The organism is Rhizobium sp. BK538, assembly GCF_014197575.1.
Classification (GTDB): domain Bacteria; phylum Pseudomonadota; class Alphaproteobacteria; order Rhizobiales; family Rhizobiaceae; genus Rhizobium.
This window is the reverse complement of record NZ_JACIFT010000004.1, coordinates 285,846-305,618: the sequence shown is the minus strand read 5'-3', so window position 1 is coordinate 305,618 and position 19,773 is coordinate 285,846. Positions and strand designations below refer to the sequence as shown.

General features: G+C 59.1%; 19 protein-coding genes and 1 pseudogene. 8 read left to right on the top strand and 12 right to left on the bottom strand.

What is annotated here, in order from left to right:
• Nucleotides 1-32 precede the first annotated feature (32 nt).
• A complete protein-coding gene (locus FHX09_RS07120; protein ID WP_132593701.1) occupies nucleotides 33-1,046 on the top strand; it encodes a GlxA family transcriptional regulator in 1,014 nt (337 codons plus the stop codon).
• Nucleotides 1,047-1,213: 167 nt separating this feature from the next.
• On the opposite strand, the pseudogene FHX09_RS07115 reads toward FHX09_RS07120, so the two are convergent.
• The 4 genes and pseudogenes from FHX09_RS07115 to FHX09_RS07100 all read right to left on the bottom strand — a co-directional run.
• Nucleotides 1,214-1,458: pseudogene (locus FHX09_RS07115) on the bottom strand (pyruvate kinase); the annotation flags it as partial.
• Between the two features lie 40 nt (nucleotides 1,459-1,498).
• Entirely contained in the window at nucleotides 1,499-2,767 is a 1,269-nt protein-coding gene (locus FHX09_RS07110; protein ID WP_184449600.1) for a glycerate kinase, read from the bottom strand.
• Nucleotides 2,764-3,858, bottom strand: coding sequence for a tartrate dehydrogenase (locus tag FHX09_RS07105; protein ID WP_183723143.1), 1,095 nt, complete (start codon nucleotides 3,856-3,858; stop codon nucleotides 2,764-2,766). Before FHX09_RS07105 ends, FHX09_RS07110 begins: the two co-directional genes overlap by 4 nt.
• Before the next feature lie 23 nt (nucleotides 3,859-3,881).
• Entirely contained in the window at nucleotides 3,882-5,180 is a 1,299-nt protein-coding gene (locus tag FHX09_RS07100; protein WP_183723141.1) for an MFS transporter, read from the bottom strand.
• A 128-nt stretch (nucleotides 5,181-5,308) separates the two neighbouring features.
• Between FHX09_RS07100 and FHX09_RS07095 the strand changes: the two genes are divergently transcribed.
• On the top strand, nucleotides 5,309-6,223 hold the full coding sequence (locus tag FHX09_RS07095) for a LysR family transcriptional regulator (RefSeq protein ID WP_132593689.1): 915 nt from the start codon (nucleotides 5,309-5,311) through the stop codon (nucleotides 6,221-6,223).
• A 50-nt stretch (nucleotides 6,224-6,273) separates the two neighbouring features.
• Nucleotides 6,274-6,498 (top strand): hypothetical protein, encoded by a 225-nt coding sequence (locus FHX09_RS07090; RefSeq protein ID WP_184449599.1) that lies wholly within the window; start codon nucleotides 6,274-6,276, stop codon nucleotides 6,496-6,498.
• A 17-nt stretch (nucleotides 6,499-6,515) separates the two neighbouring features.
• Here FHX09_RS07090 and FHX09_RS07085 read toward each other — a convergent pair whose 3' ends face one another.
• A complete protein-coding gene (locus FHX09_RS07085; protein ID WP_184449597.1) occupies nucleotides 6,516-7,817 on the bottom strand; it encodes a glycosyl hydrolase family 28 protein in 1,302 nt (433 codons plus the stop codon).
• A gap of 218 nt (nucleotides 7,818-8,035) precedes the next feature.
• Between FHX09_RS07085 and FHX09_RS07080 the strand changes: the two genes are divergently transcribed.
• Genes FHX09_RS07080 through FHX09_RS07070 form a run of 3 tightly spaced genes read left to right on the top strand, consistent with a single transcriptional unit; the run spans nucleotide 8,036 to nucleotide 11,042 of the window.
• Nucleotides 8,036-9,277, top strand: a complete 1,242-nt coding sequence (locus FHX09_RS07080) for an extracellular solute-binding protein (RefSeq protein WP_037084153.1) — start codon at nucleotides 8,036-8,038, stop codon at nucleotides 9,275-9,277.
• Nucleotides 9,274-10,227, top strand: coding sequence for a sugar ABC transporter permease (locus tag FHX09_RS07075; RefSeq protein ID WP_132593683.1), 954 nt, complete (start codon nucleotides 9,274-9,276; stop codon nucleotides 10,225-10,227). Before FHX09_RS07080 ends, FHX09_RS07075 begins: the two co-directional genes overlap by 4 nt.
• Entirely contained in the window at nucleotides 10,224-11,042 is an 819-nt protein-coding gene (locus FHX09_RS07070; protein ID WP_007801375.1) for a carbohydrate ABC transporter permease, read from the top strand. The genes FHX09_RS07075 and FHX09_RS07070 overlap by 4 nt, the downstream gene beginning before the upstream one ends.
• A 124-nt stretch (nucleotides 11,043-11,166) precedes the next feature.
• Here FHX09_RS07070 and FHX09_RS07065 read toward each other — a convergent pair whose 3' ends face one another.
• Together FHX09_RS07065 and FHX09_RS07060 are read right to left on the bottom strand one after the other, a co-directional pair.
• On the bottom strand, nucleotides 11,167-12,894 hold the full coding sequence (locus tag FHX09_RS07065; protein WP_184449595.1) for a GH116 family glycosyl hydrolase: 1,728 nt from the start codon (nucleotides 12,892-12,894) through the stop codon (nucleotides 11,167-11,169).
• Entirely contained in the window at nucleotides 12,891-13,883 is a 993-nt protein-coding gene (locus FHX09_RS07060) for an ROK family protein (protein WP_246699399.1), read from the bottom strand. Before FHX09_RS07060 ends, FHX09_RS07065 begins: the two co-directional genes overlap by 4 nt.
• Before the next feature lie 155 nt (nucleotides 13,884-14,038).
• On the opposite strand from FHX09_RS07060, the gene FHX09_RS07055 reads away from it, so the two are divergent.
• Together FHX09_RS07055 and ugpC are read left to right on the top strand one after the other, a co-directional pair.
• The gene (locus tag FHX09_RS07055) at nucleotides 14,039-15,241 is read left to right on the top strand and encodes an ROK family transcriptional regulator (RefSeq protein WP_132593679.1); all 1,203 of its coding nucleotides are present in this window, start codon (nucleotides 14,039-14,041) and stop codon (nucleotides 15,239-15,241) included.
• Nucleotides 15,242-15,570: 329 nt separating this feature from the next.
• Nucleotides 15,571-16,719: a sn-glycerol-3-phosphate ABC transporter ATP-binding protein UgpC gene (gene ugpC, locus FHX09_RS07050; RefSeq protein ID WP_132593677.1), complete on the top strand. Its 1,149-nt coding sequence runs from the start codon at nucleotides 15,571-15,573 to the stop codon at nucleotides 16,717-16,719.
• A 276-nt stretch (nucleotides 16,720-16,995) separates the two neighbouring features.
• Here ugpC and FHX09_RS07045 read toward each other — a convergent pair whose 3' ends face one another.
• The 5 genes from FHX09_RS07045 to FHX09_RS07030 form a co-directional block, all read right to left on the bottom strand.
• Nucleotides 16,996-17,211 carry an NUDIX domain-containing protein gene (locus tag FHX09_RS07045; protein WP_132593675.1) on the bottom strand — a complete coding sequence of 72 codons (216 nt, stop codon included), beginning with the start codon at nucleotides 17,209-17,211 and terminating at the stop codon, nucleotides 16,996-16,998.
• Entirely contained in the window at nucleotides 17,198-17,470 is a 273-nt protein-coding gene (locus FHX09_RS30440; protein ID WP_348632832.1) for a hypothetical protein, read from the bottom strand. The genes FHX09_RS07045 and FHX09_RS30440 overlap by 14 nt, the downstream gene beginning before the upstream one ends.
• Nucleotides 17,471-17,472: 2 nt before the next feature.
• The gene (locus FHX09_RS30435; RefSeq protein ID WP_348632831.1) at nucleotides 17,473-17,727 is read right to left on the bottom strand and encodes an NUDIX domain-containing protein; all 255 of its coding nucleotides are present in this window, start codon (nucleotides 17,725-17,727) and stop codon (nucleotides 17,473-17,475) included.
• 152 nt (nucleotides 17,728-17,879) lie between these two features.
• Nucleotides 17,880-18,446, bottom strand: coding sequence for a hypothetical protein (locus FHX09_RS07035; RefSeq protein WP_132593673.1), 567 nt, complete (start codon nucleotides 18,444-18,446; stop codon nucleotides 17,880-17,882).
• A complete protein-coding gene (locus tag FHX09_RS07030; RefSeq protein ID WP_183723133.1) occupies nucleotides 18,443-19,672 on the bottom strand; it encodes an ATP-binding protein in 1,230 nt (409 codons plus the stop codon). The genes FHX09_RS07035 and FHX09_RS07030 overlap by 4 nt, the downstream gene beginning before the upstream one ends.
• Nucleotides 19,673-19,773: the final 101 nt, after the last annotated feature.

Genomic DNA, 19,773 nt, shown 5'->3' with positions numbered 1-19,773 from the left:
GGCTGCAAACGTCCAGTATCAAGGAGATTGAGATGCGACCAGAAGACTATCGGCAAGGAGACGCCGTCGGCAAATCCGCCGGCCGTCTAAAGGTCGGATTTGTGCTTGCTCGATCCTTCACGCTTTCAGCATTCGCGCTTTTCGCGGATACGTTGCGGCTTGCGAGCGACGAGCATGATCGTTCCGGACGCGTACTGGCGGACTGGCAAGTGCTCGGAAGTACGCGGCATCTGATTGCGTCAAGCTGTGGGATCCAGGTGGCACCGACGTCGGATTTCGTGGATCCGACGAGGTTCGATTACATTGTCGTTGTCGGAGGCCTTCTCACAGCGGAAAACCCTGTCGATCACGACACGATCACATTTCTCAAGCGCGCGGATGCCGCCAGGGTACCCTTGATTGGTCTTTGTACAGGCTCGTTCATCCTTGCCGATGCTGGCTTAATGAGAAACCATGAGACATGCGTTAGCTGGCTACACTACAAGGAGTTTCGCGAGCGCTTTCCTGATCTTTCTGTACGATCGGACAGGATATTCAACCTGGACCGGCAACGCGGTTCCTGTGCCGGCGGCAGCAGCGCAGCCGATATCGCGGCGGTCCTTGTGCGGCGGTATATCAGCCGCGAGGCTGAGAGAAATGCCTTGGAAGTTCTACAGATCGAAAAGGCGCGCTCCGCCGGCGACATTCAGCCACGGCGCCCTTTGCACGACGAATACGAAGATAACCGGGTCAAAGCGGCGATGATCCTGATGGAGCAGCATGTCGAAGGCGGCATGACCATTCTCAAGCTCGCGGCTTCCGTTCGCCTGTCGCGGCGTCAACTCGAACGGTTGTTTTTGGAAAAGGCGGGCATGTCTCCCGCAAAAGCCTACACGCGCGTGAGGATGGAGAGGGCAAAGGCCCTGCTTCTGCAATCGAAGGCGTCGCTGATCGAAGTCGCGCTCGATGTTGGATACGAGAACGCCTCCCACTTCACTCGCACTTTCAAGCGCATATTCGGCCAAACGCCAACTCAACTTCGGGCCTCTGGACCACCCCTTCTCTAGATACCTCGGGTCGCAACAATCGAGGAGCTGTGTGGCGATATCCCGTTGGCTCCTTTGTGGGCGAACAGATCGAGGCGTGTGAGGTTCTTCCACGGGCCCGGTAGGAGCGGACGTTTCGCCCTCGTTCTCCAGACCCTGATCCCATGCATGCGTGCAGCGGCTCCAACGAACGGAACAATGACCGGTGCTCCGATCGAGGCCGCAACACTAGCGGCTGCAGCAGCCACCGCGTGGGACGGCGTCGCGTCGACACGAGGCTCGGTCGCTTCCAGAATCGGACGATAAAGTTTGTGCTTCTCCGTCTTTTCGATAATACGATCCATCATCGCCACTGTTTCCATATCGGATAAGAGCCGGTTGCAGATTCGGCCGAGAGCATCACGGCGTCGGCACGATACCATGCCGCCGCGACTATCTTCGCTCGGCGATTGCTTCGGATAAACATGATGCCTTTACCCTATAAGGATTGCGCGGATGTCGTTGACATTGGTGAGGGTTGGACCTGTGACCACGAGGTCACCGATCGCCGAAAAGGCGCTGTAGCTGTCGTGCCTGGCAAGAACCGAACGAGGAGCGACGCCCGAAGCCGCGATGCGTGCGAGAGTGTCGGGCGTGACGATTGCGCCAGCGGCATCCTCTGCTCCGTCGATTCCGTCGGTATCGCCGGCGATCGCCCAGACGCCCTCTACGCCGTCCAGTCCTATCGCAAGGCTCAAAAGGAACTCGGTGTTCCTGCCGCCGCGCCCGGTCGAATCCTTTGGAAGTGAGACCGATGTTTCTCCGCCGGACAGAATGACCGCCGGACCGTTGATCGGATGTCCTTTTGTCTTCGCCGAGATCGCAATGCCGGAGAGAACCGTGCCGACTTCTCTTGCCTCGCCCTGAAGTGCGTCGCCCAGGATGATGGGCGCGATTCCTTCTTCGCGGGCAACCTGCGTGGCAGCATCCAGCGCCATGGACGGCGACGCGATAAGTCTGACCTCCAGGTCGGTGGGCATTTTGAGAAGGGCAGAGCCACCCCTGTCCAGAACCGCTCGAGCAGCCGGCGGCAAAGTGAGCCGGTAACGCGAAATGATCTCCCTCGCATCGTCGACGGTGGTCCCGTCCGCCACGGTCGGGCCGGAAGCGATCTGCGACGGTTCGTCGCCAGGAACATCCGAAATGACCAAGGTGACAACTCGCGCCGGGCAGGCGGCAGCAGCAAGGCGTCCTCCTTTGATTCCGGAAAGTTGCTTCCGGACGATATTCATTTCCGAGATCGTCGCGCCGCTTGCGAGGAGCATCCGGTTGACGGCCTGCTTGTCTGCGAGCGTCATGCCGTCTGCGGGCGAGACGAGGAGCGAGGACCCGCCGCCCGATATCAGGGCCACGACAAGATCGTCGGGACCGAGCCCACGAAGGCTCGTCAGAATACGATCGGCTGCCCTCACGCTCATTTCGTCAGGAACCGGATGTGCCGCCTCGATGATCTCGATACGCCCGGCGGGCACCGCGTGGCCATAACGCGTCACTACCACGCCACTCAGTTCGACGTCGCTCCAGGCGGCTTCCAAGGCAGCCGCCATGGCGGCGGATGCCTTGCCCGCTCCGACTACGACGCATCGGCCGCTAGGGCGATCCGGAAGATGCTGGGCGACCACCTTGCTCGGATCCGCACTTGCTACTGCTGCGTCGAACATGCGGCGCAGCACCCGGCGGGCTGAAGCGTCGTTCCAGCTCATTCGGCCGCTGCCATCTTCAGGATGTTGGATCCGGCGATGGCTTCGCAGACCGCGTCGGTCACCTGCTTCGTGGTGGCCGTGCCGCCGACGTCAGGTGTGAGGATGCCCGCGTCGGTCACACGTTCGACCGCGCTCATCAACCGTGCCGCCGCCTCGGGTTCTCCAAGATGTTCGAGCATCTGCGCTGCCGTCCAGAAAGTGGCGATCGGGTTTGCGATGCCCTTTCCCGTGATGTCGAAAGCCGAGCCGTGGATCGGTTCGAACATCGACGGAAAGCGACGCTCCGGATCAATGTTTCCGGTCGGAGCGACGCCGAGCGAGCCCGCAAGTGCGCCAGCAAGATCCGAGAGGATGTCGGCATGCAGGTTCGTCGCGACGATCGTATCGAGGCTCTGTGGCTTCAGTGTCATGCGGACAGTCATGGCGTCGACCAGCATCTTGTCCCAGGTCACGTCCGGAAATTCCTTGGAGACTTCTGCTGCGATCTCGTCCCACATGACCATGCCATGTCGCTGCGCGTTGGACTTAGTGACGACGGTGAGCAGCTTGCGTGGACGAGATTGTGCGAGCTTGAACGCGTAGCGCATGATGCGTGTCACTCCGACCCGTGTGAAAATGGCGACCTCGGTTCCTACCTCTTCTGGAAGGCCCTTGTGGGCGCGGCCTCCATGGCCGGAATATTCGCCTTCCGAATTCTCACGAACGATGACCCAATCGAGATCTCCAGGACCGCAGTTGCGCAGCGGCGGAGTGATGCCAGGGAGAATCTTTGTCGGTCGTACGTTCGCGTACTGGTCGAAGCCCTGGCAGATGGGGAGGCGAAGGCCCCAGAGGGTGATGTGGTCAGGAACGTCGGGCGCTCCAACTGCGCCGAAGTAGATTGCGTCGAATTTCTTCAGCGTCTCCAGACCGTCCGCTGGCATCATCACACCATGCTTCTTGTAGTAATCCGAACCCCAATCGAACGTTTCCGACTGGATCTTGAAGTCTCCGCTGCGCTTCTCGAGCGCCTCCAGAACCTGCAGGCCAGCTGCGATCACTTCCGGACCGATACCATCGGCGGGAATGGCGGCAATCTTGTATTCACGCATTTGTTTCTCTCCAGCTTGGAATATTAGTGTTGGACCGAGGTTGCTTGCCCGGGCTGGCGCGCTGCGCTCCTGGCCAGGAGCAGGGTGGTCAGGGCCGAGACTACGAGGAGTGCAGCGACGAAATACAGGCCACCTGCGAAACTGCCGGTAACGTCTTTTATCCAGCCGATCATGGAGGGCCCCACGAAGCCGCCGAGGTTGCCGATCGAGTTGATCGTCGCGATCCCTGCGGCGGCCGCTGGGCCTGACAGGAAGAGTGTTGGCATGCTCCACAGCGGTGGCTTGGAGGCGCTGATCCCGATGTTGACGAGCGTCAGTGCCAATAGGACTGCGAAAACTGTGGTGGCACCGCTTGCGAAGGCGAGTCCGGCGGCGGCGAGCAGACATGCTCCCACGACGTGCCACGTACGCTCAGCCTTCTTGTCGGAGTTTCGCGCCCAAAGGATCATTCCTACGACCGCGAAGACAGCCGGGATCGCATTCACGAAGCCAACCTGCAACGAAGAAAGGCCAAAGCTTTTGATGATTTGGGGAGCCCAAATTCCGAGAGTATAGAGGCCCGCAGAGGTGCCGAAATAGACCAGGGACAAGGCAAGGACGCGAACGTCGATCAGACCCGCCCAGATGCTATGACTTGCCTTGGGTTTACCAGCTTGTTCTTGCTCCATCGTCTTAACGAGCCATGCGCGTTCGTCATCGCAGAGCCACTTCGCCTTTTCCGGGCGGTCCGTCAGGACGAACAGCACAACGACGCCCAGCACCAACGCCGGGATTGCTTCGATCACGAACATCCACTGCCAGCCGGCCAAGCCCCAGATCCCATGCATTTCCAGAAGCACGCCGGAAATCGGAGAGCCAATGGCGGTCGCAAGCGGTGCTGCAGCCATGAACATCGCCGTTACAGCCGCCCGGCGGCGGGCCGGAAACCAGTAGCTCAGGTAAAGGATGATGCCGGGGAAGAAGCCCGCTTCGGCCACGCCGAGCAGAAATCGTAGGACGTAGAAGCTTGTCGTCCCCTGGACGAGCGCCATGGCTCCGGAAACAAGGCCCCACGTGATCATGACGCGGGCGATCCAGATACGAGCCCCGACCTTGTTGAGGATCAAGTTGGATGGGACCTCAAACAGGAAGTAGCCCAGAAAGAAGATACCAGCGCCGACGCCGAAGACTGTCGATGTAAAACCGAGGTCTTGGTTCATCGTAAGCGACGCGAAGCCGATGTTCACACGGTCGATGAACGCGATGAGATAAAGAACCATGATGAATGGCACGATGCGCCATGTGATCTTGCGTAGTACGCGCGTTTCCAGATCGCTTGTCACAGCAAGCTCCTCCCTATGTTCGAGACATGCGCGTCCTCTCGCGCTGATCCGGGACTCTAGTTCTCCCTTTCCCTGGAATTAACAATCGGATAATTATATAATTATTTGATATAATATTGGAGGCTGTCGTGGAACTCGAACAGCTAAGGTGTTTCGTCGCTGTGGCGGAGGAACTTCACTTCGGAAGAGCTGCCCAAAAGACGGGGATGCTGCCGGCGTCGCTCGGGCGACACGTCAGGTTGTTGGAAGAGTCGCTGGGCGCACAGCTTCTCAACAGAACGACGCGCAGTGTTAGCCTTACCGAGGATGGCGTGCTGCTCTTGCAGGAAGTCAAGCCGATCCTGGCCCGATTGGAGCATGTCGCCGAGACGTTTCTGGAAGCGCGGCACAAGCCCGCAGCCATTCTTCGGATCGGCGCGATCGACAGTGCGGCGGCCGGGCTCATCCCCTTGCTGCTACAGGATTTCCGGGAGATCGAGCCGGAAACCGTAACCCAACTCGTCGAAGACAAGTCAGTCCGGTTGATCCCGAAACTGCTCGCAGGACGGCTTGACCTCATAGTCATACGACCGAGAGAAGGGATCAGCAGGAGTCTGGTGGTGCAGCCGCTTTTTCACGAGACCGCCGTCGTCGCTGTTCCCGGCGACAGCCGACTTGCCTCGAACGAGACGGTGACAATCAGCGATCTCTCAAACGAACCTCTGATCGTACCCGAGCGGCGGTCACGCCCCCACAGTCACGATCTGACCATGACCCTGTTCTCCGACGTGGGCATGCGTCCGAGGATTGCGCAGATTGCTGACGAGAAGCAGACGATTATAAATCTGGTGGCTGCCGGGATCGGCTCCGCGATCGTACCACGCTGGACGTCCAAGCTCGCGGTTGCCGGCGTCTGCTACGTTCCGTTGGCACCAACTTCCGATGTGCCGATGGAGAAGTTGCCGTTGGCAGCAGCGTGGATGAAGGCTGTGCGGGATCCCACCAGAGACACACTGATTGATCTCCTGAGCCGGAACATCGAGCGCTACGCTGCGGAGGCTTGACAACTTCGAGCTTCAGCGCTCGTCACATAGATCTCTCGCACGATCGCCAAATGGCTCAGGAATGCGTCGACGCGGGCGGTGCGAATGGACTTGGGATTGAGGATGGCGACCACGTCGACGTCAGGAAGCGACCAGTCTTCAAGCAGCCGGATCAGTCGGCCCGCACGGATGTCTTCAAGGAGGCTCCATTCAGAATGTTCGATGACGCCAAGTCCTTCTACCGCCACGACCGCACCACCTCGCCATCACTCCCTATGAACATTGTGCATTTCTAGTGACCGGCGACAGGCGATCAGTCCTCAATGCAAAGGGCTATGCGGTTCCAGCCGGGCGGAAGGGGATCCGGACGCTGGACTTCAACATTGTCAAGTATGAGGTCGGCAGTGTTGCGCGCAAAGACGGCCGGCATGCCTCCCGGATAGTCGACAAGACCGATAATCCTTCCATCGGCGCCGCGCAGCCAGGCATTACCGCGACCCTCGACGTCCTTGGGTGGGGATAGGTCGACGTTTGTGGGGCGCAGGTCATATTGCTTGGCTGTTCCTAAGGGCCCCTCCTGCATCGTCAATTGGACGTTGCAAAGGGTTGTTCGGGCAATCCCACCGCTTCGCTCTGCGAAGAGATTGATAGGGCCGTGGCAGCGGCCGGTGACGTTCTCGACGCGGACATTGCTGACGAGGCCAGCGGGCACCTCCGGGCGACGATCAAGCTGCGTTATCGTTAGCGGTTCACCCGAACCCCAGAAGCCGTCGGCTGTCTCGTGGCAGTCGATCTCGATATCCGAGAAGACGACATTTTCGATGGCTCCGCCATCGCGCGAGAAAATACCGAGGGCTCGATTCGAGCGCCGCACTTTGGAGCGCATGAACCGAACGTCGCGGATGTCGCCAAAACTCTCTGTGCCTATCTTCAAAGCACAGCTGTTGCTCTCGACGACGCAATCTGAAACGTCGATATTCTGGCAATGTCCGATGCCGTGTTCGCTCCGGCTGGTTTTGAGGCAGATGCCGTCGTCAGCGGTGCTGATGACGACTTCGCTCACCGCAACGTCTACGCAGCTATCGATGACAATTCCGTCCGTGTTCGGAAGCTGCCGATTGTTGAACACTTTCATGCCGTTGATCATCACAGCGTTGCAGCGGACGAGGTGAACCGTCCACATCGGGGAATCCTCGATGACAAAGCCTTCGAGCCTGACGTTGCTGCAGTCCTCGAACACAATGACTCTCGGGCGCCTCTCGCTCGGTGTGTAGGTGCCGACGGTCCCATCGAAGCCGGTGTTGAAGGCGCCACCTGAAGCAACAATTTTACCTTTGCCTGATATCGCGACGTCATGTGCGTCCTGTGCCACGATGTAGGCGCGATTGGATCCCTCGGCGATCACACTCACCGAATTTCTCGCATAAAGCTCGTAGTCGGGAACGAATTCCAGCGTCGCACCTATCTCGATCGATAGAGTTACACCGCTACAAAGCCGGATCGGCCCCGATATGTGCCGTCCCGCCTGCAACAGAAGAGTTCCCCCGCCGACGGCAGCCAGCCTGTCGATGAAATGCTGTAGATCGGCGCCATTTGGTTCGACGGAAATGTCCATTGCGTTTCCTCTCATCTTTCCCAACAACTATGCCACGTCAATTTATTCGTCAACAGGACGAACTAATTGGATACGGTTGATCTTGTTTATGTTGACACCGCCGAAAACTCGTATTTAATTCGTCATGGTTACGAACAAACGCCCACTTCAAGGGAGTGTATAGTGGGTCGATCGTTCGCAGAGTTCTTGAAAAATGAGGAGCCAAGAAGGGGAACCCTATGAAACCGCTCAGGACATTGATGATGACAGCAGCTGCCATGGCGATGACGATTTCGCTGGCGGCAGCATCCGAACTAAAGATCGTCTGGTACGTTGACAACGATCAGGAAGAGGCGAACACGCGCGCCCTGCTCGAGCAGTACACGAAGCTGCATCCCGACACGACGTTCGATCTCGAAATCACCCCTTATGACGGGATGATCCAGAAATTCCAGCAGTATGCGGCCTCCGGCATCATGCCGGACTTGTCACTTACGTCATCGATGGAACCGGTCATCCGTCCTTTCCTGGTCGATCTCAACAAAGAGATCGGCCCTGAATGGATCAATGACTTCGTCAAGGGCTGGGGCGACGGCGCCAAGCTCGGCGACAAGGTGATCGCCGCGCCGCTGCGCGTGACCTCGACGGGCATCTTTCTGAACGCCGATGCCTTCAAGAAGGCCGGCGTTGCGATCCCGGATCAGGCGACCGGGTGGACCTGGGATGAATTCATTCCGAAGATCAAGGAAGTCGCCGAAAAGTCGGGTACCCGCTATCCTCTGGTATGGGACGTTTCGGCGAGCCGCTGGATCGTTCACGAGTATCAGTATGGCAACCACATCTATACGGAAAAGGAGCCTGTGAAGGTCGTCATGGACGAGGCAGCGTGGACGAGCACGCTCGACAAGTTCATCGACATCACCAAGGCCGCAATGCCCCCTGGCCTTTGGTCCGGCGCGAGCTCGGATAATCCGAAGGAAATCTTCACCGCCGGTCAGGCTGTCGCCTATATGTCGGGGAGCTGGCAAATCGCCGGATTGGCCGACAATGCACATTTTGCATGGCAGGCCGGCCCGACGCCACGGGGCACCGTTGCGTCGTCAATCTACGGGGGCGACTATATCGTGGCCTTCAACACGAGCCAGCATCTTCCGGAAGCGGTTGAATTCATCAAATGGATCACCTCGCCGGACATCCAGGCGCAGTATGCCAAGACCTTCGGCATGATCCCGGCCAATCTGAAGGCGCCAGCAGTCAAGTACGACAATCCGGCGGCGACCGAAGCGATCAAGGCAATGCAGAACGAGCTGAACGCCAGCCCGGCCTACGCGGCAACCGATCAGGCCTGGCCGCAAATGCAGGCTGTCTGGGGTACCGTGAAGACGGCTGTCACTCAGGCTGTTGCCGGCCAGATCTCATCCGCAGAGGCCATTTCGCAGATCAAGAAGGCAGCCGATGCCTCGCTTGAGGCCGGAAAGTGACGGCGGTCACCCTAGAAGATGGTCGTTCGGCACTGGGTCCCCACCCGGTGCCGAAAGGCCTGCGGGGCAGTCTGGCCAGCCTCGGCTGGCCTTACCTGCTCATGCTGCCCACAATGGCACTCCTCATCACCTTTACGCTCTATCCGCTGGTCCAGGGCCTGTTCATGGCCTTTTTCAAGCGGGGCGTGGTGGTTGTCCCACAGGTGCCAAGCACCTTGCCGCAGTACATCGGCTTGGAAAACTTCGTTGGGCTCTTAAGCAATGCCGATTTTCAGAATTCATTGCTCAAGACGGTCCTTTTCGTTGTCATTGCAGTTCCGCTGAACATTGTCGTCTCGCTGGCGCTGGCTCTTCTTCTGTCGCCTCAGACCAAGCTGTTTGCGGTTGTCCGCACGATTGTCTTTTTCCCTTCCATGATCAGCCTGCTGATCATCGGCGTTGCCTGGCGGTGGCTCTTCGGCCTCAACAACGGCCTGGTCAACTACCTGCTCTCTCTGGTCGGAATTGCGCCGGTGCCATGGCTGGAGCAGGACACGATGGCCCAGGTCGCTGTCGTCATAGCCTGGGTGTGGGCGCAAGCCGGCTTCAACATGATGATTTTCATAGCCGGCTTGACGGCAATTTCCATCGACTACTACGAAGCCGCCTCGATCGACGGCACCAGCAAGTGGCGGCAGTTCACCCATATCACGCTCCCACTCCTCAAGCCGACGCTGGCAGTCGTCTTGGTGCTGTCCTCGATCGAGGCCTTCAAGGTCTATGAACTCGTGGTGTCCCTGACCGGCGGCGGTCCGGGCAAGGCGACGGTCTACCTCATTCAGACAATCTACGACACTGCCTTCCAGAAGCCCATGCAGGCCGGCGTCGCGGCCGCCCAATCAGTGGTGCTGTTCATCATCCTGTTGCTTTTGACGATCTTCCAGCTACGTGTATCGCGGGGTGAAAAATGACGCGCATCTACACTCCCTGGCGATTGATCTTCGTCACACTGACGCTGTTCGTCTTCGTGATGCCGCCGGCCTGGCTGTTCCTGTCGTCGTTGAAGTCGCAGCAGGAGATCTTCCAGTGGCCGCCGACCATTTTTCCGGCGCAGCCGACGCTGCAGAACTTCATCGACACGGTGTCGCGCGCGAAGTTTCTTGTCTTCTTCCGCAATTCGGCTGTTGTCTCAGTGCTCTCGGCGTTTCTCTCCGTCACCATCAGCGTGATGGCCGGCTACGCGCTCGCGAAGTTCAGATTTAAGGGAGATACGCTTTTCTTCCTGCTCATCATGTCGTCGTTGATGGTGCCGTTGCAGATCGTCATGATCCCGGTCTTTCTGGTGCTGCGGGATCTCAATCTTCTCGACACGCTGGCAGGCATTATTATCGCGCCGGCGGCAACCCCGACCGGGGTCTTCCTCATGCGGCAATACATCACCAACATTCCTGACAGCCTTCTGGAGGCGGCACGTCTTGACGGTACGCCGGAGTGGCGAATCCTGTGGCGGATCATCGTACCGCTTGCCATACCCGCGATCGGCACGTTGCTTGCCTTCAATCTGGTGTGGCGTTGGAACGACTATCTCTGGCCATTCCTCATCATCAGCGATCAGGATAAATGGACCGTTCAGGTTGCGCTTGCCAACACTGTCGGGCGCTTCGGCATCAACTGGCCGCGGCTGCTGTCCATGTCGGTGCTGTCGGTGCTGCCCGTGCTTGTGATGTTTACGGCGTTGCAGCGCATGCTGATGAGCGGCCTGATGGCAGGCGCGACAAAGGAATAAGGTTGCACCCACCAACTGAACTTCAAAAGCCGCCTCAAGGCGGCTTTTCTGTATGATGCTTCCCACAGCAAAAAAGGCCGCCCGTGAGGGCGGCCAGTTGGGGAACCTAACCGGCTGTCGCCGGTCATTTGTGCTTGTAGAAAAGTGCAGCGGCCGCCGGCATGCTGCTCCATCCCTGAAGCAGCGAGCCGCGACCCCAAGGAGGCGAGAAATATTCGACGGCGCCCATCCAACCCTCCTCAAGGCAGGTCTTCCACCACCGCAAGAGCGGGTAGTCGGCGCCGTCCAAGCCATGGGCCAGGAGTTGCTCCGCATAGAGGCCTGAAAGATAGGGCCAGTCCGAACCATTGTGATAGCGGTAAGCGAAATAGGACTTCTCGCGCGTATCTTTCGGACGCTTGAATGGCGGGAAGGCGCAAAGCACGCCCCAATCGCCGTAGGGCTGTTTGTTGTTATTGCGACTTTCCAGGGTCTGCTGGACGCGGGCAAGTACGCTCTTTGCTCTTTCGGGAGAGACCGCTTTGAAGCGAAGCAGCGTCAGGCTGTCAAGCGTCAGGTGATCTTCGACGAAATCCGTTTTTGTCCCGTAGTCTGCGTAGGTGCCGCTGGGCTGCAACAGTGCCTGGTCTAGCGAAGCGCGTGCTTTTTGCGCCATGGCAGCCGCCCTCGATGCAACCGCCTCATCAAGCGACACGCCATGCTGCGCGATGACGTCGAGCGCGCCGATCCAAAGGCCGAGATCATAGGCAACATAGCCATGGCGATAAACGTTGTCGGCCCAGTCGCGATCGTGGCGTGGCTTTATCGGCAAGCCGTTTCCTGCCGCGTCGAACCCGCAATAGCGATCGAAGATCGTCACCACCTTGTCCCAATAGAGCGTAAGGGGGGAACTGTCACCGGTTGTCCTGATATAGTCGCCGATCGCCAAGACAAAGAAGAGCGGGCTGTCGAAGTGATCGCTCCACCAATCGCCAGGCCGAAGGTGCTCCTCTTTGATCCTTGGATGCGTTTGCCGTACTTTCTCCCATTCTTCGGCCTGTCCGGGACCTGTCAGGATGACGCCGCTCGGCGCTTCTCCGTTCGGCTGGACGCCCCGTGCAAGAAGGTCGATCTGAGCGCGGACCGCCTGAGGTTCCCGGTCGAGGAGGGCCTGGAGCGTCCAATAACCGTCACGATAGTATGTGCGAGCCGGCGCGCTATAGGCCTGGCCAGCGGCAAGGCCGGCAAAGGCGCCATGCTCGTCCTGCCGTATACTGGAGAGGGCGGCATGCAGGCTCTGCGAGATCATGCTGCGCATCAAAGGATCCGTTTCCGGCATAGCATCGCAACGCGTTACATAGGCATTCGCCTCGGCGATCAGTTGTGTCTCTTCCAGCTTGAGAGCTGCCAGTGCCTCCTCCATCGTCGCGCCGGCGGTCACGAATATCCCGCTGGATCTCTGCTCGGCGATGGCGACGCCCCAACCGGTACGGGCAATACGGCGACTGCCTGTCCGCTCCACCGGTTCGCGTTTTGCCACACTGCCCCACCAGGCGCAGCGCCGGGCGGGAATAAAGGTCCGCAGCTTTGCGCCCTTCAAGAAAAGTGCTGGCGCCGATTGGGCCACATAGAGTCCCCCATCATGCGTTTCAACGCGGTTCGGGGCATAGGTAAAGGGGGCGCTCCATCCGGTAAAAGTCAGATTTGCCAGTTTGCCGGCGCCCCAAAGTGAAAGCTCGAGCTTGCCTTCCGGGCGGCAATCGCCCTGCAGACGCGGAGCCATGAAGGGGACGAGCACAGGCGCAGTGGAACGAAGCTGTCCGTCCGCGAGCGGCGCCAGAACTTGGTGCTTCACTTGTTGTGGCGCGCTCATTGGACGGCCTCCCGTTGTCCAAGATTTTCAATGCTTGCAAGGTCGTTGAGACCAAGCATGAGAGCTCCGAGCATGCCGGCCTCCGGGCCAATGCCAGTTGCCTCTATCTGCGTCGCAAATGGCAGCAACACCGATACATGCCGTGTAACAGCGTTGACAAATTCCCGTCGCGAGCCAATGCCGCCACCCAGCACGATGAGGGCGGGATCGAAGAGAGCTTGCACGGAAGCTATGCCAACCGAAGCGGATTTCGCGAGCGTCTCGATAACCGCGGCAGCTTGCGCATCTCCGTCTGTGGCGCGAGCGAAGATCTCGGCCACCGGCAAGGTGCCATCGCCATAGAGGCTGCGCACCGCGGGCGAATCGACCTGGTCCTCAAAGAGGCCCGCGCGGGCGTACGGTGCCGTCTGGTGCGGATTGGCACCGAGTGGCAGCAAGCCAAGTTCCCCCGCCCGTCCATGTTGGCCGCGGAAAAGCATTCCACCGACGACGAGCCCCATGCCGACACCGGTTCCGAAGGCGACGAATGCGAGGGAATCGCGATTGCGTCCCTTGCCGAGAGTGGCCTCAGCGTAAGCTGCGAGGTTGACGTCGTTCTCGACCACGACAGGGCAGGGCAGTGCCTGTGCGAGGAACGCGGCAAGTGGCCGATCCGATGGAATTGCTAGATGGGGAGAAAGGGAAGCGAGCCCTGTCGACGGCGATACCGCGCTCGGTACGCCGACCACGGCCTTAAGCAGAGGGCCTGGTTCCCGATGCTGTTGCAGCAGAGACAGGATCATCCGTGGAATTTGCCTCAAGACTGGTGCCTCGGAACCATGTTCCGTCGGTTCTTCGGCCTTTGCCAAAATCCGCCCTTCAAGATCGGCTAGACCCACCAGGATTTTCGTTCCACCCAGATCGACACCAGCAACGACGCCCGCACCGCCTGCCCGGCAGGGCTGATGTGCCTGTCGCAAGCCAGACGCAATGGTTGAAATATTTGACAAACTCAGTCCTCTGCGATATTTGTTCGGCAGGTTGACGAATTTATTATTGCCGCGTCGGAGGACTGTCAACAAGCAGTTTGAAATCGGCGGGCTTTCATGGAAGAAGCAAATCACCGGTACAACGATGAAGACGGATCTGGCGGGATAGCTCGACGATGGCACTAACCGAAAACGCGCCTCCCGTATTGCGGCAGATTTCTGTCCGCGCCGTTATGGATGTTCTGCTTCACGCCGGCCCCACGTCGCGTGCGGAGCTCTCCAAGATTACGGGTCTCTCGAAGCAGACGATGTCCGAGGTTATCCGGACGCTGGAGGAAGGCGGGTGGGTCCGGGAAAAGGGCGTCACAAGCGGGCGCATTGGCCGCACCGCCATTACCTATGAGGTCAATGGCGACGCCGGATATGCCGTCGGTATCGACATGGGGGCGACAACAACGCGTATCGTGCTCGGTAATATTGGCGGAAGCGTTGTCGGCGAAATCGACTACCCATCCGATCGCCGCGGTGGTTATTACCTGATCGATCAGGTGGACGCGATGCTGTCGAAAATGCTTGCGGACATGGGTATCGCCCGGGAGCGTGTGCTCGTAACGGCAATTGCGACGCCGGGCGTTGTCGACCCGGTCACCGGCGCGCTCTCCATGGCGCCAAATCTGGTCGATATCGGTGGAATCGATATCGGCCGGACGCTGAGCGACAGGCTGGGCTGTCCTGTCGTCCTTGAAAACGATGTCAACGCAGCTGTCATCGGGGAGTCCTGGCAGGGATGCGCGACCGCAATCGATTCCGTCGCTTTCATATCGCTGGGGACAGGTATCGGACTGGGCGTGCTGCAGGACGGCAAGCTGATGCGCGGTGCGAGCGGCGCGGCAGGCGAAATCTCCTACATACCGTTCGGCGCAGACCCATATGCCGAAGACAGCCTTGAGCGCGGCGCCTTGGAATGCGCGATCGCGGCCCAAGGGATCAGCGCGCTCTACGCCCGCTTGGGAGGCGCGAAGGATACTTCGGTGCGCGATATTCTGGCGCTTGCCGAAGAAGACGATCCGCGCGCGGTCGAGGTGATCGGCAAGGTATCGGACATCGCTGCCCTCCTCGTCGTTTCCGTCAATGCGATCGTCGACCCGAAGACCGTCGTTCTCGGCGGCAGCATCGGGCGCCATCCGCTGATTGCCGAACGTGTTCGGCAAGGCATTACGAAAGCCAGCCGTCGTGCCATCGACGTCAAGGCCAGTGTTCTCGGTGGCAGGGCAACACTGCTGGGCGCGTTGGCGATTGGTCTAAACCATGTCCACAATCTGCTCTTCTCGCCGCAGACCCTGCCGGAGCAGCGGCGTCTCCCACCGCCGCCACTCTGATTTTCAGGCCCCTTCCGTGCCAGTCGGAAACACTCGTTGTACCAGCTGACGAGACCGGCGTGATGACGATGCCAGCGCCGACGAACATGAAGGTAGTCGACACCTCCCCACGATCAGATGGAGCGGGCGCAAGCCGTCCAGGATGAGGCTTCGCCGAGAAAATCCTATCTGCGGGGGGAAGAGCCGATCTGACCGTATCGTAGAAAATTACGTTCGTCATCTTGACGAACTAATTGCTTCCACGCAAACTGGCACCACCGAAAGGGACGGCATTCGACCGCTCGGTGCGCCCGTGGTTGCCTCCAGATGCAGCACAAAGGAATGAATTCATGGCCGGTCTCAAGTTGAAGGACGTCAAGAAGAGCTTCGGCCATCACGCAATCCTTCATGGTGTGGATCTCGATGTAGGCGAGGGCGAATTCGTCGTGCTCGTCGGTCCTTCCGGTTGCGGCAAGTCAACGTTGCTTCGCCTCATTGCCGGCCTCGAAAGCGTGTCCGCGGGCCAGGTCATCATTGGCGACAACGATGTGACGGCGGCATCACCCGGGGATCGCGGGATCGCGATGGTATTTCAATCCTATGCTCTTTACCCGCACATGACCGTTGCGAAGAACCTTTCCTTCGGTCTCGAGAACCTCAAGATGAGTCGGGCCGAAATCGACCAACGCGTGATCGAAGCGGCAAGAATGCTGGCAATCGAGCCTCTTCTCGACCGACGGCCGAAGCAGCTCTCAGGCGGCCAGCGGCAACGGGTGGCGATCGGTCGGGCGATTGTCAGGAACCCCAAGTTGTTTCTTTTCGACGAGCCGCTGTCCAACTTGGATGCCGCGCTTCGTGTGCAGACACGAGGGGAGATCAGCCGCCTTCACAAGCGGCTCGGCGCAACAATGGTCTATGTCACGCATGATCAGATCGAAGCGATGACCATGGCGGACCGCATCGTCGTCCTCAACGCAGGACGGGTCGAGCAGGTCGGCACTCCGCTGGAGCTCTTCGACGCTCCTGCCAACAAGTTCGTCGCAGGCTTCATCGGTTCGCCGCAGATGAATTTCTTCGAAGGAACGCTTGTCGGCGCAGGTTCGGGGCATCTCGTAGTCGACGTTCCGGGCTTTGGCCGTCTGGAAATTCCAGCCGAGCTCGGGGCGGCGACAGTCGGCGAGGCTGTGATCCTCGGCGTCCGGCCGAGTCATTTCGAACTCGCTAAAGGCAAGGGCGCAGTCGGATATCCGATCCGCTTGGACGTCGATTATGCAGAAAGCATCGGCACCGACACCTATGTGTATGGAATGGTCGAGGGTAGCAGGACGGCCACAATCGTCCACCTGCCGGATCATGTTGCGATCAAAGACCGTTCATCGCTTGCTCTCGTCGTCGAACCTGCGCGCTTTCACCTGTTTCGAACTGAAACGGGCAGCTCCTTTGCGAAATTGCCTCTCAGTGCGGGCAACCTTGCCAAAGCCGGCGACGCCAGGGCCTAAGAGCCCCACAGTTTCATGAGCTGCTCTTGGCTGCCGGACACATAATCGCCGTTTGTGTGAGTGCCTCGGCGCGAGATCCCTCATCGTGTGCCCTGGTTATACGGAGCATCGTATCTGCAAGGCGTTCGCACTCATCGCTGAGTAAGCCCGGCAGGCTCAGCGGATGCCAGAAGAACGAGAACGTATGCCCGTGGTCATCCTCGGCAGCATGGTTCCATCTGTCGGGCAAATCCGACGCATGCCACACGAAGAAATGCCAAACGGTACCGTCTGCCCCTACTTTCTTGCTTCCCAGAGTTCCATCGCTGATAGGCTGACCAACCCGCTCTCTTCACGAAGTTCGCGTTCGGCGGCATCTCGCGGATGCTCGGCCTTCTCGATTGTCACTTTGACAAACTGGTTTCCCGCCAATGGATGCTTGAAGGCGAGAACTTCGATCCCGCCGTCAGTTGCCCGAGTGACAATGGCGCAAGCTTTCTCAATCTTGGTCATGTCGCATGAAAGGCTTCAAAGTACCGTGCGTGTCAACGCCGCAATAGGCCGACACCGCCAATTGCGGATATCCTACAAAGCCGATTTTAAGACCCATCGGGTAAGGTTTAGTGAACCCTTCGATATCGAGTTCCCCCAGTGCGTACCAGCGTGCGATCTCCGGGGTGCCGTCGCTCTCGTGAAAGTCTATGTGGTCGCAGTGTTGGAATTCTCCGGAAGGAAACTCCACCTCAAACACAGAAACGACTTCGTGGCCCATCCTCACCCGCATGGGGTGTATAGGTTCTCAATGACGAGCGGGCCACTGACAAGGCGGATCTCGACGCCAAGCTCTTCTTTGAATTCACGTCGAACGGCAGCTTCGGCTCGCTCTCCGAATTCGACACTTCCGCCAAGCGGACGTCCCGTGACTCGACCGCTATCGTCACGAACCTCGGCAGCAAGAAGACGGCCGTCGCGCCAGTGCAGACCGATGGCTTTCACTCTAATTCGATTACTTGGACGGCAAGTGTTCATGGGAGCCACACATAATAAGTGGGGAGCCATGTCCGCCGCAATGGGCCGATTCCGGAATGTCCGATTCGGGAGGTGCATGTGGTGAAACTGCCGTTGCTTCCGACTGACACCTGCCGACGCTCATTGAGCGGAAGTCGCGCGTATTCCGATTGCTAGAGCACCCCGATACAGCGCAGCAGCGCCTGCAGTTCGGCCTCGACACCTGCCGCCCGCAGGACGGCATCACGATCAATCCGGCGCGCCAGATTGGCGCGCGTCATGGGTTTTTTGTATTCCGGCCACTCCTTTTCGAGCGCCTTAATCGCCCCCGGTGTATCGGGCGGGCGGTTGGCCGACTTGCCCTCAAGATGGCGCAGCAGTACTGCCTCAAAACAGGGGCGTTGCCAGAGGATCGTGATCCCGTTGTCGGCCGCGAGCTTTCGCGTTCGCTCGGCGCGCTGCGGCTCGCGCTCGGCCTGGTCAAAATCCAAAAGCGCGAAGCGTTCCGCGGGGGCACTGCGTTTCCTCTGGAGCAGCTTCAGGCGAAGCACCGCCATTTCGATACGCGACAGGGGATCGCCGGTCCCCGGCCCCAATTCGTCAATATGCAGGTGCACCGGCAAATTGGCGTCGCGGATCAGGTCTTGCAGAAAACCGGCATAACCGACTTCTGACGCGCCCTCGCAGCCGATATATACTGGACGGCGAAGCTCAATATACGGCGGGCGACGACGGCTCATCCGAGGTGTGGAACCCCGCCGTAAGCACCACTGAGATATTTGCGATAGTGGTTCTCGTCGCGGCGCACCTTCACGTCCATGAGGCTGTAAAAGTGGCTGCGACCCTGGCGGTCCTTCTCGCAGATCACGATTTCCTCCTTGTTGAGATCATCGAGCAGCGAGGCCGAATGGCAGGAAAGCCAAAGCTGTGCGTTGAGCTTGTTGCGCCCCGAAGCCACATAGAACCAACGCACCAGTTCGGGCAGCATGTTCGGATGAATGGCCGCATCCATTTCGTCGATCACGGCGATACCACCCGTATCGAACGCGCTCATGATGAACGGGAACATCTTAATAAAGGCCCGCGTGCCGTGACTTTCCATCAGCCAAGGCATTTCGACCGCAAGCCCCGCGTGTTTGAACAGCAGCAGTGGCCCGTCGTCCGTATGCTGAAAGCGCATCCCTTCCACGCCCACGTCGATGCGGCTTAGCTCATCCTTCAGTCGCGAGACGACGTTGGGCTGGTTTTTCAGATAGTCGATCACGTCGCGATCGACGAAGGAGTGCACAGGCTCAATCTGGAAAAAGGCCTTACGCGCAGTATCCACGAGAAGCTGCGCAGTCGGGTGCTGGAATTTCGCGAACGACGACAGCACCGTATGATTGCCGGCGAGCGTCTTCATGAGGTGCTGGAAGCCCGAGAGGCTGAAGACTTTGGAGTCCTTCACCTTGCCCTCGCCATCGCGCTCATAGACGCGCTGCCATTTCCCTTGGCCGTTCGGCTTCTGGCGTAGCGCCTCGGACGCGATCCGCACCGCGAGCCCTTCCTTAAGTTCGATTTCCAGTTCGTAGCGGTAAATGCCTTGCTCGACCTTTTCGCCGGTCATGGCGCGCCGAAAGACTTCCGGCGTCAGGTTCATGATCCCGCCAAGCTCGATCGCGAACCGGATCGGCCGATTTGCGGATTCCACGTCGTTGAAACGCTCGATGCCGGCGAAGCCTGGCGCCGTCCGCGCTACGCTGTCGCGGATCATCGTCACGACGAATTCGAGCGCGCGCAACACCGTGGTTTTACCGGACGCGTTCGCGCCATAGAGCGCGACGACCTTCGGCGCGCGCACGTCCGCGCCCTCGAAGATGGGGGCATAACGGCCTTCAGGATCAGGCACTTTTCCATCCACGGTCAGGTCGAGTACCTGCGGATCGCGGATGGAGAAGAAGTTTTCGACCTCTAGCTTGTAGAGCATAGGATACCTCGTTTACGGCTAAAATAACATCTTTGACGAGATTTCGTCAATAATCCGATTATAGGACGATTCAGCATGGTTCGATGTCAATCGCCGGTTTC

Excerpts from the sequence above, each read along its gene's own strand:
- FHX09_RS07120 (WP_132593701.1), top strand. The coding sequence starts at position 33 with ATGCGACCAGAAGACTATCGGCAAGGAGACGCCGTCGGCAAATCCGCC.
- FHX09_RS07110 (WP_184449600.1), bottom strand. The coding sequence starts at position 2,767 with ATGAGCTGGAACGACGCTTCAGCCCGCCGGGTGCTGCGCCGCATGTTC.
- FHX09_RS07105 (WP_183723143.1), bottom strand. The coding sequence starts at position 3,858 with ATGCGTGAATACAAGATTGCCGCCATTCCCGCCGATGGTATCGGTCCG.
- FHX09_RS07090 (WP_184449599.1), top strand. The coding sequence starts at position 6,274 with ATGGCTCAGGAATGCGTCGACGCGGGCGGTGCGAATGGACTTGGGATT.
- FHX09_RS07085 (WP_184449597.1), bottom strand. The coding sequence starts at position 7,817 with ATGGACATTTCCGTCGAACCAAATGGCGCCGATCTACAGCATTTCATC.
- FHX09_RS07080 (WP_037084153.1), top strand. The coding sequence starts at position 8,036 with ATGAAACCGCTCAGGACATTGATGATGACAGCAGCTGCCATGGCGATG.
- FHX09_RS07070 (WP_007801375.1), top strand. The coding sequence starts at position 10,224 with ATGACGCGCATCTACACTCCCTGGCGATTGATCTTCGTCACACTGACG.
- FHX09_RS07065 (WP_184449595.1), bottom strand. The coding sequence starts at position 12,894 with ATGAGCGCGCCACAACAAGTGAAGCACCAAGTTCTGGCGCCGCTCGCG.
- FHX09_RS07055 (WP_132593679.1), top strand. The coding sequence starts at position 14,039 with ATGGCACTAACCGAAAACGCGCCTCCCGTATTGCGGCAGATTTCTGTC.
- ugpC (WP_132593677.1), top strand. The coding sequence starts at position 15,571 with ATGGCCGGTCTCAAGTTGAAGGACGTCAAGAAGAGCTTCGGCCATCAC.
- FHX09_RS07045 (WP_132593675.1), bottom strand. The coding sequence starts at position 17,211 with ATGACCAAGATTGAGAAAGCTTGCGCCATTGTCACTCGGGCAACTGAC.
- FHX09_RS30440 (WP_348632832.1), bottom strand. The coding sequence starts at position 17,470 with ATGGGCCACGAAGTCGTTTCTGTGTTTGAGGTGGAGTTTCCTTCCGGA.
- FHX09_RS30435 (WP_348632831.1), bottom strand. The coding sequence starts at position 17,727 with ATGAACACTTGCCGTCCAAGTAATCGAATTAGAGTGAAAGCCATCGGT.
- FHX09_RS07035 (WP_132593673.1), bottom strand. The coding sequence starts at position 18,446 with ATGAGCCGTCGTCGCCCGCCGTATATTGAGCTTCGCCGTCCAGTATAT.
- FHX09_RS07030 (WP_183723133.1), bottom strand. The coding sequence starts at position 19,672 with ATGCTCTACAAGCTAGAGGTCGAAAACTTCTTCTCCATCCGCGATCCG.